Annotated in this window: 13 protein-coding genes; 7 read left to right on the plus strand and 6 right to left on the minus strand. The window is 71.4% G+C overall.

Annotation, left to right across the window (positions count from 1 at the left end):
• Nucleotides 1-15: 15 nt before the first annotated feature.
• The 3 genes from ACTMSW_RS08745 to ACTMSW_RS08755 all read right to left on the minus strand — a co-directional run bounded on the left by ACTMSW_RS08745 (nucleotide 16) and on the right by ACTMSW_RS08755 (nucleotide 3,106).
• On the minus strand, nucleotides 16-612 hold the full coding sequence (locus ACTMSW_RS08745) for a hypothetical protein (protein WP_441180009.1): 597 nt from the start codon (nucleotides 610-612) through the stop codon (nucleotides 16-18).
• A 45-nt stretch (nucleotides 613-657) separates the two neighbouring features.
• Nucleotides 658-1,302, minus strand: coding sequence for a hypothetical protein (locus ACTMSW_RS08750; protein WP_441180010.1), 645 nt, complete (start codon nucleotides 1,300-1,302; stop codon nucleotides 658-660).
• A gap of 118 nt (nucleotides 1,303-1,420) precedes the next feature.
• Entirely contained in the window at nucleotides 1,421-3,106 is a 1,686-nt protein-coding gene (locus tag ACTMSW_RS08755; protein WP_441180011.1) for a hypothetical protein, read from the minus strand.
• Between the two features lie 486 nt (nucleotides 3,107-3,592).
• Here ACTMSW_RS08755 and ACTMSW_RS08760 point away from each other — a divergent pair, with 486 nt between their 5' ends.
• Nucleotides 3,593-5,119, plus strand: a complete 1,527-nt coding sequence (locus ACTMSW_RS08760) for a hypothetical protein (RefSeq protein WP_441180012.1) — start codon at nucleotides 3,593-3,595, stop codon at nucleotides 5,117-5,119.
• A 439-nt stretch (nucleotides 5,120-5,558) separates the two neighbouring features.
• Nucleotides 5,559-6,515 carry a serine hydrolase domain-containing protein gene (locus tag ACTMSW_RS08765; protein WP_441180196.1) on the plus strand — a complete coding sequence of 319 codons (957 nt, stop codon included), beginning with the start codon at nucleotides 5,559-5,561 and terminating at the stop codon, nucleotides 6,513-6,515.
• A 262-nt stretch (nucleotides 6,516-6,777) separates the two neighbouring features.
• Here the strand turns inward: ACTMSW_RS08765 and ACTMSW_RS08770 are convergent, their stop codons facing one another.
• Together ACTMSW_RS08770 and ACTMSW_RS08775 are read right to left on the minus strand one after the other, a co-directional pair.
• Entirely contained in the window at nucleotides 6,778-7,440 is a 663-nt protein-coding gene (locus tag ACTMSW_RS08770) for a response regulator (RefSeq protein WP_441180013.1), read from the minus strand.
• Nucleotides 7,415-8,584 (minus strand): sensor histidine kinase, encoded by a 1,170-nt coding sequence (locus tag ACTMSW_RS08775; RefSeq protein WP_441180014.1) that lies wholly within the window; start codon nucleotides 8,582-8,584, stop codon nucleotides 7,415-7,417. Before ACTMSW_RS08775 ends, ACTMSW_RS08770 begins: the two co-directional genes overlap by 26 nt.
• Nucleotides 8,585-8,758: 174 nt before the next feature.
• Here ACTMSW_RS08775 and ACTMSW_RS08780 point away from each other — a divergent pair, with 174 nt between their 5' ends.
• From ACTMSW_RS08780 to ACTMSW_RS08795, 4 genes are all read left to right on the plus strand, one after another.
• Nucleotides 8,759-11,044 (plus strand): MMPL family transporter, encoded by a 2,286-nt coding sequence (locus ACTMSW_RS08780; RefSeq protein ID WP_441180015.1) that lies wholly within the window; start codon nucleotides 8,759-8,761, stop codon nucleotides 11,042-11,044.
• Between the two features lie 158 nt (nucleotides 11,045-11,202).
• Nucleotides 11,203-11,409 (plus strand): hypothetical protein, encoded by a 207-nt coding sequence (locus ACTMSW_RS08785; RefSeq protein WP_441180016.1) that lies wholly within the window; start codon nucleotides 11,203-11,205, stop codon nucleotides 11,407-11,409.
• A gap of 246 nt (nucleotides 11,410-11,655) precedes the next feature.
• The gene (locus ACTMSW_RS08790; RefSeq protein ID WP_441180017.1) at nucleotides 11,656-13,461 is read left to right on the plus strand and encodes an NAD-binding protein; all 1,806 of its coding nucleotides are present in this window, start codon (nucleotides 11,656-11,658) and stop codon (nucleotides 13,459-13,461) included.
• Nucleotides 13,462-13,638: 177 nt separating this feature from the next.
• Nucleotides 13,639-14,844, plus strand: a complete 1,206-nt coding sequence (locus tag ACTMSW_RS08795; RefSeq protein ID WP_441180018.1) for an esterase-like activity of phytase family protein — start codon at nucleotides 13,639-13,641, stop codon at nucleotides 14,842-14,844.
• A gap of 168 nt (nucleotides 14,845-15,012) precedes the next feature.
• Here the strand turns inward: ACTMSW_RS08795 and ACTMSW_RS08800 are convergent, their stop codons facing one another.
• Nucleotides 15,013-15,816, minus strand: coding sequence for a hypothetical protein (locus ACTMSW_RS08800; RefSeq protein ID WP_441180019.1), 804 nt, complete (start codon nucleotides 15,814-15,816; stop codon nucleotides 15,013-15,015).
• A 505-nt stretch (nucleotides 15,817-16,321) separates the two neighbouring features.
• On the opposite strand from ACTMSW_RS08800, the gene ACTMSW_RS08805 reads away from it, so the two are divergent.
• Nucleotides 16,322-16,495 carry a hypothetical protein gene (locus tag ACTMSW_RS08805; protein WP_441180020.1) on the plus strand — a complete coding sequence of 58 codons (174 nt, stop codon included), beginning with the start codon at nucleotides 16,322-16,324 and terminating at the stop codon, nucleotides 16,493-16,495.
• The last annotated feature ends 1 nt before the right edge of the window (nucleotide 16,496 follow it).

Raw genomic sequence — 16,496 nt, forward strand, 5'->3', positions numbered from 1 at the left:
TGGGCTCCGTCGGGGCTAGTTGAGGGTGTGGCGGTCGTAGGCGGTGGCGACGAAGGGATGGGACACGCTCGCGTACCGGCAGATCTGGCGGACGTGCCGGGTCAGGACGGTGCCGGGTACCCAGTTGAATCCCACGGCGTAGTCATCGAAGTCGATGGCGAGGGGTGTTGCGCCGGGTCCGACGTTCACCGTCATCTGCCGGGCCGACTGGTTGGTCATGCTGACGCCCCCACGGTCGGTGAGCAGGCTGAAGTCGGCGGTGCTGGGGCCGGTCAGGGTGAAGGTGGCCGCCATGGTGGCCGTTGGGCGGTTGACGGTGGTGGTTCCTCCGCACGTACCGTTCATCTCGCCCTGGATGGTGCCTCGGCCGGGCGCGCTGATCGGGTAGCGGACCTGTTCCCGGAACGAGGCGCTCAGGGGGACGACCGTGCCGTCGGGCAGGGCGCCGGGGGTGAGTGTGTGCAGCCCGCTCATCGTGACCGTGGCCTGGCCGGCGGCGAGGGCCGGCGCGAGCGGCAGCGCGACAGCGAGGACCGCCACGCTCACGGCGCTCGCGAGGCGGGTGCAGCGTCGGTTGACGCGGACGAGCGGGTTGGTGCCCGGTGACGTCACTGGTGATCCTTCCCAGACGAGGTGGAGGTCGCGGGGGTCATCCCGCTAGACCGGCATCCGGAGGGGAATCTCGCCCCGGGCGCCCACCGGAACGCCGCCCTCGGTCCCGGGAGCCTGGAACGTCGCCGTCGTGTTGCGCACGATCTTCGACGCGAGCGCCCCAGCGACGTACTCGAAGGTGAACGGAAGCCGCATCGACCTGGTCGACGGCCGTGAGGTGACCTTGCGGGTGAGGACCCCGTTGTCGAGGATGAAGCCGGCCTGGAGGCCGAACGCGTCGATCTGGACCGTCCCGTTGACGGCACTCTTCGCCTCGATCTTGTCGTCCACGATGATCGTCGGCAGGGTGGCGACCGGCGCGTTGACGACGTTGTAGTGCGCCGACGACAGACCGGTGTGGCTGATCTCGTTGGTGCCCGGGTGGCAGTAGCCGAACACGTCGACGACGCAGTCGGCGATGTAGACCTCGTCGTCGAAGGCGGCGATGTAGCCCTGGGGGGATCCGTTCGCCAGCGGCGCGTAGGCCTGGTCTCCGAACGCGATGGTGCAGGAGGCCGTTCTCGCCGACGGCTCGGTGCAGTCGAGATTCCGGTAGCGGTCGGCCATCGCCGGGGTCGCGGCGGTGGCGACGAGTGCGAGCGCGGCGAGGGTTCCACCGGCCAGCGCGGTAGCGAATCTACGGGTTGACATGGAGGTGTCCTTTCGTCGGGCCCCTGGGGGCCTGGAGGGAGAACTTCGGGGTGGTGACGGTGAGCCCACCGGTCGGCGTCAGGAGGGTGGGGGCCGATCGGGCGGGAGTAGGGGGCGGCTAGCCGAGGTCCCACCAGGGTGGGGAGCAGCCGGCGGTGGCGAGGGCGTCCAGGCGTACGGCGGCGTAGATCGCGGTGGCCGTCGTGTTGACCGAGGGTGGATCGACCGCCACGGTCCGCTCCAGCCACCGGCGCACCTCGGTCCGGTCGGTGTCGAGATGGCCGTCGAGCAGGCAGCTTGTCTCCCACGCCCACCAGGTGGAGAGCGGGTCCGGGGGCTGTCCCTGCAGTCCGTAGCGGTGCTGGTCGCGTTCGGCACGCCGCAGGCCGTCGCGTACCGCGGTGCGCGCCGACTCCCGTTCCGTGCCGTTCACGCACGGCCGGGCGGCCTCGACGGCGATCGCGGCGACGAGCAGGTCACGCGTCGTGACGGCCGGGTGGCTGGTCGCCACACCGGTCCGGCGGACCAGGTCCGCCAGGCCGGTCCGGCACGGGTCCTCGGCGCCGGTCATCGCCAGGACCCGCGCCAGGGGCTCCTGACCAGCGGGGTCGGACCACTCGGCGGCCCGGGCGGGCTGAAAGGCACGGGCCAGGATGAAGCGCTGCTGGCGGGTCAGCTCAGGACGGTTCAGGTCGAGGTAGCGGTGGGTGTCGAACCGCTCCCCCAGCAGGTCGGCGGCGGCACGCAGGCCGAGTACGGTCTCCTCGGCATCGAGCCGCGACGGGATCTCGGGTAAGGCGCCCTGCCAGCGCAGCACCTGGCGCAGCTGGGCGGGTAGGGCCGGTCCCGGATCGACCGTGACGCCCAGGACGGCGGCGGCGTCCAACACCTGCAGCGGCCCGGACTGCCCGGTGACGGCGACGACCCCCCGCGGGTTCTGCCGCAGCGCGGCCACGGCAGCGTCGACCGCCTGGCCCGCAGCGGTGCGCTCGACCTGTCCGTGGTGCGCCAGGTGCGCCAGGCCCACCAGCAGTGGTGGGTCCAGCGGATTCCACCGGGTGTCGTCGCCCAGCCGATCGCGTAGCTCGGTCAGGACCGTGCGCAGCCGCGCCTGTTGTTCGGCGCTGGTGGCGCAGGTGCCGCCGGTCAGCGTGTACGTCTCGGCGACGGCACCGAGTGCGTGGACGTCGGCGACGGCGGCGCACGGGTGCGGGGTGCCCAGCGCCGACCGCAACCGGGCGGTCTGCGCATCGGGGTCGACGCGGGCGATTCGGGCCAGGAAACGGGCTGCCTGCAAACGCCAGCGGACGACGGCGTCGGGATCGCGCGGGGGGACCGCGGAAGTCAGCACGCTGACGGTGGCGTCGGACACGATCCCCGGCGCGGACATCGATTCCGCCGCGCGGGCTCGCAGCGCCGCGGAGCTGAGTGCGTCGTCCGCGTTCGTGGAAACGATCGTCCGCAGTCCGGTGTCACCGGCCTCCAGCGTCGCCACGGTGCGCTGCCGGAGCCGTGGGTCGAGGTCGGTGGGGTGGTCGGGTCCGGTCAGGGCGGGGTGGGTGAGGGTGGCCGCCGCCGCCGCGACGATGTCGGTGGCGTCGCGCTCGACGGGCTCGGTGAACGACGCCGCCGCCGGTGACAGGACCACCAGGTCGCTCAGGAGTTGAGCCGCGTTCCGACGCCAGCTCGGGTCCATCAGCGGCTCTGCCTGGTCGGGGGGCGCGGAGCACGAGCCGAGGGACAGGGCGACCACCACACCGGCGGCCAGCAGGGACAGCGGTGCACCGACAGGAAGTCTTCTCACCATGGCGATCCGTATGGTCGGGTCCCCGTGTCGGCATGACATCCGGGACCGGCGGCAGAGCTTCGACGTCCACCAGTAGATCGACCGACCGGAGCCGCTGCTACTGGGCAGATGCCCAGCGTCGGTGCGGAGGAATGTGTGCGGCGGCACCGGCCGTTGTGCACGACGGCAAAGCCGGCGCCGAGCCCGTTGGGCGATCGCACAGTGGTCGATGAGCGCTGCGTGCGATCTGATGATGCCGTCACTGCTGATGCACGACCTCGACGTCGTGCTGCCTGGACGGTGGACGACGTGGCCACTCCGCTCCTCATTCCGCATCACGGTTTCCGGCGCCGGTGTGGGGCTGTGGCCTCGGCCGTCGCGCTCCTCGTCGCTACCGCGTGCACCCCGGACCCCTCTCCTCCGGCGGACGCCACATCCGCACCCGCACCGCCGGTCCTGACGCCCGACCAGCGGGCGAGCCTGCAGACGCTGTTGCGCGACGTCGTGCGACCAGGGCGCGGGGGCCCGATCGTCATCGACCCCACCGCGGTCGGCAGCGCGACGGTCACCCTCCAGGCACTGGCCGGGCTGCGGGCGCTCGGCGAGCCGGTCCCGGCCGCGGCTCTGCGGGGTCTGCCGACGGGACTGGACGGGCAACCGGTGGAGCAGGGCGACGGGCCCCCGTTCGATCCCTACCTGTCGTGGCTGGGCCTGCGAACCGGAGTCACCGCGCCGACCGGAACCGGTCCGGTGTTGCCGGACACGCTGGCGGCCCTGGAGGCACGGACGACGGAGTCAGGGGGTTTCGCACAGCAGCCCGGAGGGCCGGCCGACCCGTCCACAACGGTCCACGGGCTGCGACTCACCGCCGAGGTGCTCGCGCGGGCTCCGCACTTGCGGTGGACGGCGCTGCGCGACCGGGCGGCCCGGTCGTCCGCGTGCCCGCCCGCACCCACCGCGGCGTCGACCGGCGAAACCCCGGCCGTGCAGGCGGCCCTGCCCCGGCTGGCCGAGGCGACGCTCGTGGCCCAGGCCGGTGGCCGGCGGTGCCCGACGCCGCCGGCGGTGGCCCGACGGGTTCCGGACCTCGCGGCAGCGGTGTCGGCGGAGATCACCCGTAGCGCGACGATCGACATCACCGCAGCCGTTACGCTGTCTGCCCTGCTCAACGTCGCCGGTTCCCACGAGGCGGTCCGCTCCGCGCTCCGCGCCGCCCTGGCCGTGGCCGAGAAGGACCCGGCGGGCACCGCGACCACGCTGGGGCAGAGCGGCATCGTCAACATCATCGACTCGGCCCACACCGCGGGCGTCCCCCTGCCCGCCGCGCCCGGGCTCGTGCGGTGGCTCCGCGGAGTGGTGCGGTGGCAGGGGCGACTACCGGACACGACGGAAGCCGGTGACCTTGGAGCCGCACTGCCCGTCGTACACACCCTCACCGCCTCCGGTGTCCCGGTGGAGGAGCTCGTCGACTGGTCCGACCCGGACCTCGCTCCCGGCGACCGCGTGCTGCTCGCCGTCGCGACCGCGCCCGACCTCCTGTCGGCGATCGACCTGGACCCCATCGCTGTCGGGTCGCGTGACGCCGGTGACGTCCGGATCGCGGCGCTGGGCCTCGCCGCAGCCATGACGAAGCGCTGCTCGACGACGATCACGTCCCTGCTCGGCGGCAGGATCCGTGCGGCGATGACGGACCGCACCGCGACCGCGGTGCGGGACCGCGCGGCCGTTGTCCATGCCGCACAGCGATGCGACATGACGGTACGCGACCGGGACCGGCGTACCCTGGCCGCTCTTCTGCCCGCCCGGGACACCGACGATGTCGACGGCACGCTCGCCCGGGTACAGGCCGCGTGCCTCCTGGCATCGCCGCCTGTCCCCGCGACGGACCTGCGCCGCCGGGCGACGGAGTCGGTCGAGCCGGTCGTCACGCGGACCGGTTGGACGGCCGAGAGGGCGCACGCGCTGTTGGCTCTGGACCAGCATCTTCAAGCGCCCTGCAGCACCGGCTGGTGGAACCCGGCGAGCAGGTGAGCAGGTCACCACGACCGGCCCCGCGATCCGGGCATCCGCACGGAGTCAGGATCCGACCAGGGGCTACGGACCGATCGATCCGAGGCCAGCCGGCCGTCGTCCGCCAGACGTCGGTTCCTTTACCGACTGCTGACCCGCCACTTGCCCATCTCTGACCCACGGGCCTGAAGCTGTCCTGACAGAAGCTGCCAGCTCCGACGCTTGAACGGCACTGACGGCCGCTCGTCGGTGGCGGACAACGGCGACAGGAGACGACATGGGTTCGAGTACCACCGGACGACCAGACGCAGCCGGCACGGGCCTGTCCCGTCGACGCGCCCTCGCCCTCGTCTCGGCCGCCGGGGGCGCTTTGGCGATGGTTGCCGCCGCTTGCGCCGCAACGGACCCAGCAGATGCTGGGACCAGCCCGGACCCGGCGAGGGAACGCGCCGTGCCCCGCATGTACTTCCCGCCCGCCGACGCGGAGTGGGCTGACGCCGATCCGGGTGCGCGCGGTTGGAATCAGCCAGCCCTCGACCGTGTGCTGCAGCTGGCAGGGCAGCGCGACAGTACGGCGCTGGTCGTGGTCGAGCACGGCCGGATCCTTGCCGAGCGGTACTGGAACGGCACGGACGCCTCGACGGCGCGGGACGTCGCCTCGGTGCAGAAGAGCGTGGTGGCGATGCTGTTCGGCGCTGCGGTGGCAGCCACCCGGCTACGGCCCTCGGATCCGGTCTCGTCGTGGCTGGGCGCGGGATGGAGTCGGGCCGGTACGGCCGAATCCGGCATCACCTGCCGACACCTGCTCACGATGACCAGCGGCCTGGACGAGAGCCTGCGCCCGCTCGCCGCACCCGGCAGTGTGTGGTCGTACAACACCGTCGCCTACGCCAAGCTGCATCAGGTACTGCTCGCCGCGACCGGACGCAGCCTGCAGGAGTTCTCCGACGCTGCCCTGTTCGGCCCCACCGGGGCGGCGGCCGTGTGGCGTGCGCGGCGTAAGCCCGCAGGCAACGCCGAGCAGGGCTTGGTGGCCTCCGCACGCGACCTCGCCCGTTTCGGCCTGCTCGTGCTGGCCGGCGGTCACTGGGAGCGGCGTGAGGTGGTGCCGACCAGGTGGTGCGAGACCATGCTGACCCGTAGCCAGGACCTCAACCACGCCTACGGCACGCTGTGGTGGCTCAACGGCCAGGACAACCACCTGCTGCCCGGCGACACCAGCCCCCGCGCCGGGTCGCTGATCCCCACCGCTCCGGCCGACCTGGCCGTCGGGCTCGGTGCCGGAGGCCAGAAGCTGTACGTGGTGCCGTCGCGCGGCCTGGTCGTCGTGCGCCTCGGCGATACCCCCGCCGGCGGGCGTACCAGCTTCGACACCGACCTGTGGTCGGCAATCACCGAGGCGGCACCGCACCCGTGAGCACAACTGTCGCCCCTCGGTCACCTACCGACCCGCCCGCAGTGGGTGGCAGATTGTTCCCGTCAGGTCGACGCTGACGTCCGGGTCGCTGCCCGCCCGACGTCAGGGGATGGGCCGTTCCATCGCAGCATGAGCAGGATGGCGTGGACGAGCCGACGTGTGGTCTCCGGCAGGGGCAGGCCGTCAGCGAGGGCTCGGATGTGCGCTCACCTGATGCGAGCGCGACCATTGGCGAGCTGGCACCGCTTCCAAGCGGTCCGGCTCAGGTTCCCGGGATGATCCGGCGAGTCTCGTAGGCCCACATCGCGATCTCCACCCGATTGCGGGCCCCGAGCTTTGCCATCAGGCTCGCCAGGTGCGTCTTCACGGTGCTGAGGCTGATGTGCAGGGCGTCGGCGATTTCGATGTTGGTCAGGCCCCGGGCGACGGCGAGCAGCACCTCCTCCTCGCGTGCAGTTACCGCGGAGATCGGCTGCGTAGCGGGCCGACCGGTCGGCACGTCCGCGAACGCCCGCAGCAGGCGCACGGTGACGCTCGGCGCGATGAGGGCCTCCCCGTCCGCAGCTGACCGCACGGCCTGCACCAGCAGCTCGGGTCCGGCGTCCTTGAGGAGGAATCCGCGGGCCCCCGCGCGCAGGGCGCCGTAGACGTACTCGTCGAGATCGAAGGTGGTAATGACGACCACGACCATCGGATCGGCCACGCCCGGACCGGCGACCAGCCGGGTGGCTTCCAGGCCGTCGAGCAGGGGCATCCGGATGTCGAACAGGCAGACGTCGGGTCGCAGATCGCGCGCCATGCGCACCGCCTGCCGCCCGTCGGCCGCCTCGCCGATCACCTCGACATCGGGCTGGGCGTCCAGCATGATCCGCAGCCCGGTACGGATGATCGCCTGATCGTCAGCGATGAGCACGCGGATGGGCACTCGACCTCCCTCGTGGCAGCTCGGCCTCGACCCGCCAGCCCTGGTCGGCACCCGGACCGGCCCGTAGCTGCCCGCCGAGCAGGGCAGCCCGCTCCCGCAGCCCGGCAAGGCCGTACCCGTCGCGACCACGGCCGGCACGCGCGCCGTCGTCCCGGATCGTCACCCGTACCCGGTGCGGTTCACCGCTGACCCGGACGACGACCTCGGTCGCGTCGACCGCGTGCCGCATGGCGTTGGTCACCGACTCCTGCACGATGCGGTAGATCGCCGCGTCCACGGCCGGGGGCAGCGCGTCCAGCTCGCCGTCGAGTTCCAGGTCGACGCGGAGACGACCCCCCGGGGAGCGCACCAGGCGCTCCAGGTCGGCGACACCGGCGGGCGGCGCGAGCTCCGGTCCGGTCCCGCCCTCCCGCAGTGCGGCGACGATGGCACGCATCTCCTCCAGCGTGCGCGCGCCCTCCTCCTCGACGCCCTCCAGCGCCTCGACGGCAGCGGCCGGGTCCGCGCCGGCGACCACCCGGCCGGCCTGGGCGCGGATCACCATGGCCGAGACGTGGTGGGCCACCGTGTCGTGCAGTTCCCGGGCAAGTCGCTCCCGCTCGCGGGAGCGCACCCGCTCCAGCTGCCGCTGCCGAGCGGTCGACCGGAACCGCACGGACGCCCCGATCACCGCGGGCAGGAGCAGGAACGCCAAGCCCACGACCTGGTCGACGGCCGGGGTGTCGTCCGTGACGACCGACAGCGCGAAGACCGAGAGAATCACCACGGTTCCCTGCACGACCTCCCGTCCCGATCCCCACCGGGGCAGCGCGTACACCAGCACGAGCACGAAGAGGCCGCTGGTGTACAGGCCGACGGGCTCCCGTGGGGCGGCCACCAGCGAGGCCACCTGGAGCACAACCATCGCGCCGAACCCGAGGGCAACCATCGCCAGCGGACGGGTCCGGCGCCACAGGGGCAGCACGCACAGCCAGACGGCGAACACCACAGCCACCGGCCGCCACACGGCGTCCTCCCGCAGTATGGCCTCCAGCATCACAGCGCCCAGGCCCCCGGCGAGCAGCGCCCAGTCCCGCCACACCCGGCCCGGCGCGTCGGGCGGCCGTGGTTCGGTCCACAGGGTTCGCAGGTCGTCTCGCAGCACGGTCTTCAGCCTAGGGAGCTCGCCGTGGCGCGCATCGGCCGAAAGAACGGAGCGTGCTCCGTCCGGGGACGGGCAGATCCGCGGCTCGCGAGCCGATGTCCGGCGGGGTTGTCACGACGAACCTGGTGATCGGTGGCCGCGCGAACGCGGCCGACGAGATCGTTGGAGGCCCCGATGCTCACGAAAGCCCTTCTCCGTCTGGGCGGGAGTGCCGCCCGCCATCCGTGGCGGGTGATCGCGGCGTGGCTGCTCGTCGCCGCGCTAGCGGTCGTCGCCGCGGTCGCGGTCGGCGGGCGGACCGCGGACTCGATGACCGTTCCGGGACTGGATTCTCAACGAGCCGCGGAGCTGATCGCGCGGGCCGGCACCGGTCAGGCAGGGATGACCGCCCAGGTGGTCGTCACTCCGCTCGACAGCGGAGCGACGTTCTTCGACCACGGCACCGCGCGCACCGCCCTCGCCCACGTGCAGGCCGAGGTGACGCGACTCCCGCACGTGCTCGGTACGAGCGACCCGGCGGGGGCGCTCGACCTGGGCGGGAACGCCGCTGTCCGCGGCGGCCTGGTCTCGGCTGACGGGCGCATCGCCGTCATTCGCGTGCAGTACCCCGACCAGAGCCAGCTGGCGACCAGCGACCTCGACGCTCTCGTCGGTCTCGGCGAGCGGTTGCGCGGCGAGATGCCACTGCGCATCGAGATGGGCGGGGACCTTTTCTACGTCTTCTCCGATGCCGACGGCGGCGCCAGTGAGCTGATCGGCATTCTCGCCGCTGCCGCGATCCTGTTCCTGGCCTTCGGGTCGCTCCTCGCTGCCGCGCTGCCGATCGGCATGGCGGTCTTCGGTCTGACCGTCGGGGTCGCCACGATGACGGTCCTCGCCGGGATGACGGAGATCCCCACCTTCGCACCGGTCCTCGGCAGCATGGTCGGTCTCGGGGTGGGTATCGACTACGCGCTCTTCGTGCTCTCCCGGCACCGCGAGTATCTCGCGCGCGGGGTCGAGCCCCGGGAGGCGGCCGGGCGAGCGGTCGCCACTGCCGGGCGACCGGTGGTCTTCGCCGGCGGCACCGTCGTCGTGTCGATCCTCGGCATGGCGGTCGCCAACGTGCCGTTCATGACGGTGGGCGGGCTCGCCGTCTCGCTCGTCGTCCTGATCATGGTGGTCGCGTCGGTGACGCTGCTGCCGGCCTTCCTCGGTGCCGCCGGCCCACGCCTCGCCCGGGTCGGTCGGTTCAGCCGGGTCGCCCGGCTCGGGAGACCGGTCCGGCTCGGACGGTGGCGGGTCACGGGGGCGAGCGCCGTTCCCGCACACGGGTGGCGGCGCTGGATCGGCCATGTCAACCGGCACCCGGTGCCGTACGCGGTCGGCGCTGCCGGGCTGCTGCTGGCCGCGACGCTGCCGGTACTCGGCCTTCGCGTCGGCCTGCCCGACGACGGCACGCTGCCGCAGAACCGCACCGAGCGCCGCGCTTACGACCTCGTCGCCGACGGCTTCGGCCCGGGCACCAATGGTCCGCTCGTCCTTGCCGTAGATCCTGCCGGTGCTCCCGCTGTGGTGGACCGGCTCGTCGCAGCGGTCGGGGCCGATCCGGGCGTTGCGTCCGTCGCGCCCGCGCGGGTCGACGAGGCCACGGGGATCGCGACCCTCGTGGTGTTTCCGACCACCGGCCCGCAGGAGCAGGCCACGGCCGATACCGTCGCCCGGCTGCGCGCCGACGTTCTACCCGGCGTGATCGGACCGGGTCCGGCGAGGGCCCATGTCGGCGGCGCCGCGGCGAGCCTGTCCGATGTGGGCCAGCGCACCAGCCAGCGTCTGCCGATCTTCGTCGCCGCCGTGCTGGCGCTGTCATTCGTCCTGCTGCTGCTGGTGTTCCGGTCGGTGCTCGTACCGCTGAAAGCGGTGCTCCTGAACCTGCTGAGCATCGGCGCGGCCTACGGCACCATGGTGGCGGTGTTTCAGTGGGGCTGGGGTGGTGCCCTGATCGGGCTGGAGGCCACGGTACCGATCGTGTCGTTCCTACCGATGTTCCTGTTCGCGATCCTCTTCGGTCTGTCGATGGACTACGAGGTGTTCCTCCTGTCGCGCGTACGTGAGGAGTACCTGCGCACCGGGGACAACGGAACCGCGATCGTGGAGGGAATCTCGGGTACCGCCCGGGTCATCACGTCCGCCGCCCTCATCATGGTGGCGGTGTTCCTGTCCTTCGCCGTCGCCGAGGACCCGTCGACCAAGATGTTCGGGCTCGGTCTGGCCACAGCGATCCTGATCGACGCCACGGTCGTGCGCATGGTGCTGGTACCGGCGACCATGACGCTCCTCGGCCGAGCCAACTGGTGGCTGCCGGGGTGGCTGGACCGGATCCTCCCGCAGGGCCCGGCCGGCATCGACGCGGCAGGCGACATCGACGCCGGGTACATGGGCGAGGCCGGATCCGACCGGGTCCTCGCTCCGATCCGCTGACAGGTCGGTCCACCTCCGCACGTCCGGCTCCGGTCGACGCCTGTTCGACCTGCTGGCGATCGCCCCGACTGGCCACTCGATGTTCACGGCCAGGCCGTCTGATCACGGCGCGGCCGGCGTTCACTGACTGGCAGCAACCCTGCTGCGGGAGGCGACCGGTGAATCCACCTCTGAACGAGACCATGGTGTTCCTGGCCTGGTTGACAGCACTGCTCGCCGCGGCTGTCGCCGTCTATGGCGTCACCAGCCAACGGGTGTCCGCCCATGCGACCGCCGTCCTGCACATGGCACGGGTTGCCGCCGTGACCGCACTGGTGGTGCTGACCGGACTGATCACCTGGTGCGTTGCCGTCCTGGCGCGGTGATGCGTGAGGCTGCGCGTGCGGGAGTCAGGTCGACGTCCCGGACGTCGGCAAGATCCATGACCAGACGCAAGGGCCGCGTGTGCCGGATGGCCCGGACCAGCGTGCGGCGCAGTCGAGGACACGGTGAGGGCGGATGACGAGGGTGCCGTCGGGCCTTCCCCGCGATCGACATCGATGACTTCGTCGCTGGTGAACGGGGGTCGGTGGTGCCCGCACGGAGGAGCGGTGGCTGGTTACCATGCGGACGTGTCCGATGACACCAGGCAAGGACCCGAGGCGGACCCGACATGCCAGCGGTTCGTGGTCTGCGGGGACGGCGCGCTGGCCCGCCGCCTGGTCGCCGAACTGGTGGACCGCTACGGTGTCGCCGTCACGGTGGTTCTGTCCTCGTTGACCGACAACCACGCGCCCGACATCGCTGAACTCGCACCGGAGACCGGAGCGGTGGCACTACGCCCGGAGGTCATCGTGGCGCGTCGCCTGACCGGTGAGGTGCTCGACCGGGCCGGCGTCCGGGACGCCGCCGCTGTGGCGCTCGTCAACGGCTACGACGTGACCAACGTGGACGCCGCCATGGTCGTCCGGGAACTGGCTCCGGAGGTACGGCTCGTGGTGCGCCTGTTCAATCCGGTGCTCGGTCAGGGCGTGGCCGCGATGCTCGGGGACTGCGCGGTGCTGTCCGGCTCGGAGATTGCCGCGCCGGCCTTCGTCGCCGCAGCGCTCGGCGATGAGACGCCGACGTACCTGCGGCTGCCCGACGACGAACTGGTGCGTACCGCGGTGCGGTCAGCCCTCGATCCGACCGGCGCGGACATCGTCTGCGGCCTGGCCGACACCGACGGTCCGGAACCGGTCGTCCTCCCGGCGGACGAGGCGGCCGCTGACCTGGTCCTCGTCCGTACCTACGGCCGGCGGCGGACGACTCCGCCGCGCCGGCGGCCCCGGGTTCTGCGGGCCGTCGCGTTGGTGTTCAGCCGCAACCTGCGGCTGGCGCTGGCCGCGACGGTCGGACTGTTCGCCGTCGCCAGTGCGTCGCTCGCGTACACCCGGGGCCTTGCTCCCGTGGAGGCCGGCTACCTGACGCTGCTCACCGCACTGGGCAGCGCCGAGGCCGATCCGAGCGCCCCGCTGGCGGAGAAGGTGACCGCTGTGGTGCTGGTGATCTCCGGGCTGGCGCTGCTGCCCACGGTCACCGCTCTGATGGTGGACTCGCTGGTACATGCCCGTCTGGCGGTGGCTGCCGGAGGGCTCACCGACCCGATCGACAACCACGTGGTTCTCGTCGGACTGGGCAACATCGGCACCAGGGTGTTGGAGGAACTGCACTCGTTCGGGATCCCGGTGGTCGCGGTCGACCGTACCGACAGCGCCCGCGGCATGGCGGTCGCCCGCGGGCTGGGCCTGCCCGTGATCGTCGGGGACGCGACCCGTCCGGAGACGCTGCGCGCCGCCTCGGTGCACACCTGCCGGGCGTTGGTCGTGCTGACCTCCGACGACGTCACGAACCTGGAGACCGCTCTGTCGGGGCGCTCCGCGCACGAGGCACACCACGCGGCGTCGGCGGCGACCGTGACGCCGCTGCGGGTGGTGTTACGACTGTTCGACGACGGCTTCGCAGAACGGATAGAACGCACCTTCGGCATCAACCAGTCGCGCAGCGTGTCCTACCTCGCGGCGCCCGCGTTCGCGGCCGCCATGATGGGTCGTGAGGTCATCGACACCATCTCGGTGGGCCGCCGGGTGCTGTTGGTCGCCGACCTTCCGGTAGGCGCCGGCTCCGACCTCGAGGGTCGGTACTGCCACGAGGTCGCGCAACCCGGTGCGGTGCGTGTGATCGCCATGCGGACCGGCCGGGCCGGACAGACGATCTGGTCGCTGCCGGAGCGCCGGCCACTGGTACGCACCGACCGGCTCATCGTCGTGGCCACGCGCGCCGGGCTCGCCGCGCTGCTTCCCCGTACGGTAGCCACCCCGGACGCTCCCCCACTGGCCGCCGTGGCGCCGATGCGGCTGCTGGCTCCCCCACCACGCCCCACCAGCAGACAGTCGTAACCGCTCCCTGATCCGCTGGCCGCCTGCGCGGTCGAAGACCCGCGTGAACGGCGTGGCCGGGTCGGCGGCAAGCGAAACGTCCCCCTCGTGGTCAATCCGAATTCACTGCGCCCCTCTACCTTGCTCTCGGATCACGACCGAGATGCACCTGGTCGATTTTGAAGAGATGAGGAACCGATGGCGACAAGCAAGCGGGTGGGCCTGGTTGCCGCGGTGGCCGCCCTGACCCTGACCCTGCCGGGGGCCGCGTCGGCAACCGAGCGAAGCACCTGGGACCGGGCCGAGCTGCTGAGGTTCGCCGCACTGCCGGCAGCGACCTTCGTTCCCGGCAGTGAACCGTCCGGCTCCTCCCTCGGCACTGCACCCGTCAACGGCATCGTCCCGCCGTTCGCCGACCAACCGATCCAGGGGTTCAGCGGCGTCCTGCGCAACACCGACGGCACCTTCGATGTGCTGTCCGACAACGGCTTCGGCAACAAGGCCAACAGTGCCGACTTCCTGCTGCGTGTCCAGCGGGTCGCGCCGGACTTCGCCCGCGGCGCTGTCGACGTGGTCGGTGGCGTCAACCTGACGGACCCGTACGGCAAGGTGCCGTTCGCGCTCACCCGCGCCGATCGCGTGCTGACCGGCGCCGACTTCGACGTCGAGTCGATCACTCGGACGGCCGACGGCACGTACTGGATCGGTGACGAGTTCGGCCCGTACCTGCTGCACTTCGATCGAGCGGGCCGCCTACTGCAGGCGCCGGTTCCGCTGCCGGGCGTGTTCGCTCCCGAGAATCCGACCCGCGGTGCGACGCCGGCCAACCTCGCCAGCAGCAAGGGCTTCGAGGGCATGGCGCAGTCGCCCGACGGTGCCATGCTCTACCCGCTGCTCGAGGGCACGGTGAAGGGAGACCCGGAGGGCACCCTTCAGCTCCACGAATTCGACATCAAGGCGAACACGTACACCGGTCGGCGCTGGACCTACGCGCTCGACGCTCCCGGCCACGCGATCGGTGACGCGATCGTGGTCGACCGCAACCGCTTCCTGATCATCGAGCGGGACAACGGCCAAGGGGAGACGGCAAAGGTCAAGAAGATCTACCTCGCCGACAAGCGCGACCGGAACCGGGACGGCCGCCTCGACAAGACGCTGGTCGCCGACCTGATGAACATCGCCAACCCGCGGCACGTCGGGGGGTTCGGTGACACCTTCACGTTCCCGTTCCAGACGATCGAGGACGTGGTGATCCTCGACGACCGCACGCTCGCCGTCCTCAACGACAACAACTTCCCGTTCTCCGCGGGCCGGACGGCCGGACGGCCCGACGACAACGAGTTCATCGTAATCAGGCTGGACCGCGGCCTGGACGCGGACAAGCGCGTTCTGCGTCGCTACTGACCTGATGGCCAGGGGTGGGCGGTCCGATCCGCCGCCCACCCCGCACCGGGCGACCTCACGTCGAGCCACCTCCTGACCTGTGCCGCGGCCGCGCCGAACGGCGACATGAACGCCCACTGCCACTCGACCTAGTCGAAGAGGCCACACAGCAGGCGGATGACGACCAACTCAACCGGCCAGTTGGACCCGTTCCTGCTCGACCCGGGCGTACAGCTCGTCCGGTGTCAGGCCGAAGGCATCGGCGAACGCCTGCCGCCAGTCGCGGCCGCTCGCCTCGGCGCGACAGAACTCGGCGAAACTTCCGGGGCCGGCACCGGCCCGCACCAGCACCCGCGCCCCGAGGTGGAACAGTGGATAGGCCGCACCGGTACGGGAGTTGGGTGTCTCATACTGGCGTAGGCTGCCCAGCCCGGCATCCACGCCGCCCAGGTGACGGATGCGGTCCACGGCCTCCGTGTCGGTGATCAGCCCCGCCCGCACCAGCGCGGCGAAGGCGATCTCGTCGGACATACCTTCGAACAACCACTGCCACCGCTGGCCATCGGCGGAGTGGTGACAACCGACCTCGGCCTGCCACGCGTGTACCGCCTCGTGAGCGGACACATAGGCCGGGAACCAGCGGAACCGGACGGCCTCGGTCTTCCACCGAGGATGAGCGGCGTTGAGGCACAGCAGACCCCGCTTCGCCCACGCCGTCGACACCGACGCCGGACCCAGTCCCAGCTCGCAGCCCCGCGACCACGACACGCGCACCTCGACCGGTTGCTCGATCGCCGACCCCACGACGGTACGCATGTACTCCTGGTGCGCCCGAAGCCCTGCCACGATCCCAGCGGACTGCTGCGTCGGCACCCCGTCCTGAGCACGCAACCGGAACGGGGTGCCCTCGACCGGCCGGATAGGGGCGTCGAAGCGCAGCGACGCCCAACCGACCGCTGCCGCGACCAACAAGACGGTGAGCAGGACCGCCACCACGATCACCCAGCGACGGCTCAGCCGTGATCGGAGACGGCGCGACGCGGGCCGCGAAGGCCGAGCGCTGAGGGCCACCTCGACATCGTCGCAGCGGGACCACCCGACGTGCCATCGATGGAAACCCGTAAGGCGACGGCTGGGAGGCTGGTCCCGGCACCTGCTGCGCCGCTCACACCCGCGTCAGGCGGCCATGATCGAGACGCGGTGGTCGCCTCCTGGCTCGGGGGATCGGACGCCCGCACCGGAGACATACCTGCCACCGTCATGTGGACTATTTCTGCAAAAATATGGACTTTCGAATCATGCCGGATACCCAGAAAGGGGCATAATATTGAACCCGTGGCCGCTCGTACGACATGACAGTCGACGCCCGTCATGCATTCAGTCTTATGAGCACCGTGTCGCACCGGTGAGTCGATGGTGATCAACACACGGACGCACTACGGTAGGCCGTCGCTTCATGTGTTCGCCTGGCGCGCACACGGATACCTAAGGAAGACTCATGACAACCGCATCGATGCGCCAGGATGAGCCCCCGGTGTCGCTGGGCAGGGTTCGCGCGGAGCCGCTGGACCGGCTCTCCGCGGAGGACGTCTCCCCGATCGTGCGCCGGGTGATGGCGGCGCACCTCGATCAGACCCGGGTCCCCGCGGCGAAGTTCTCGTCGTTCATCTGAC

Source organism: Micromonospora sp. BQ11 (assembly GCF_052068135.1).
In the GTDB taxonomy this organism is placed as follows: Bacteria; Actinomycetota; Actinomycetes; order Mycobacteriales; family Micromonosporaceae; genus Micromonospora.

Excerpts from the sequence above, each read along its gene's own strand:
- ACTMSW_RS08805 (WP_441180020.1), top strand. The coding sequence starts at position 16,322 with ATGACAACCGCATCGATGCGCCAGGATGAGCCCCCGGTGTCGCTGGGC.
- ACTMSW_RS08795 (WP_441180018.1), top strand. The coding sequence starts at position 13,639 with ATGGCGACAAGCAAGCGGGTGGGCCTGGTTGCCGCGGTGGCCGCCCTG.
- ACTMSW_RS08780 (WP_441180015.1), top strand. The coding sequence starts at position 8,759 with ATGCTCACGAAAGCCCTTCTCCGTCTGGGCGGGAGTGCCGCCCGCCAT.
- ACTMSW_RS08765 (WP_441180196.1), top strand. The coding sequence starts at position 5,559 with ATGTACTTCCCGCCCGCCGACGCGGAGTGGGCTGACGCCGATCCGGGT.
- ACTMSW_RS08750 (WP_441180010.1), bottom strand. The coding sequence starts at position 1,302 with ATGTCAACCCGTAGATTCGCTACCGCGCTGGCCGGTGGAACCCTCGCC.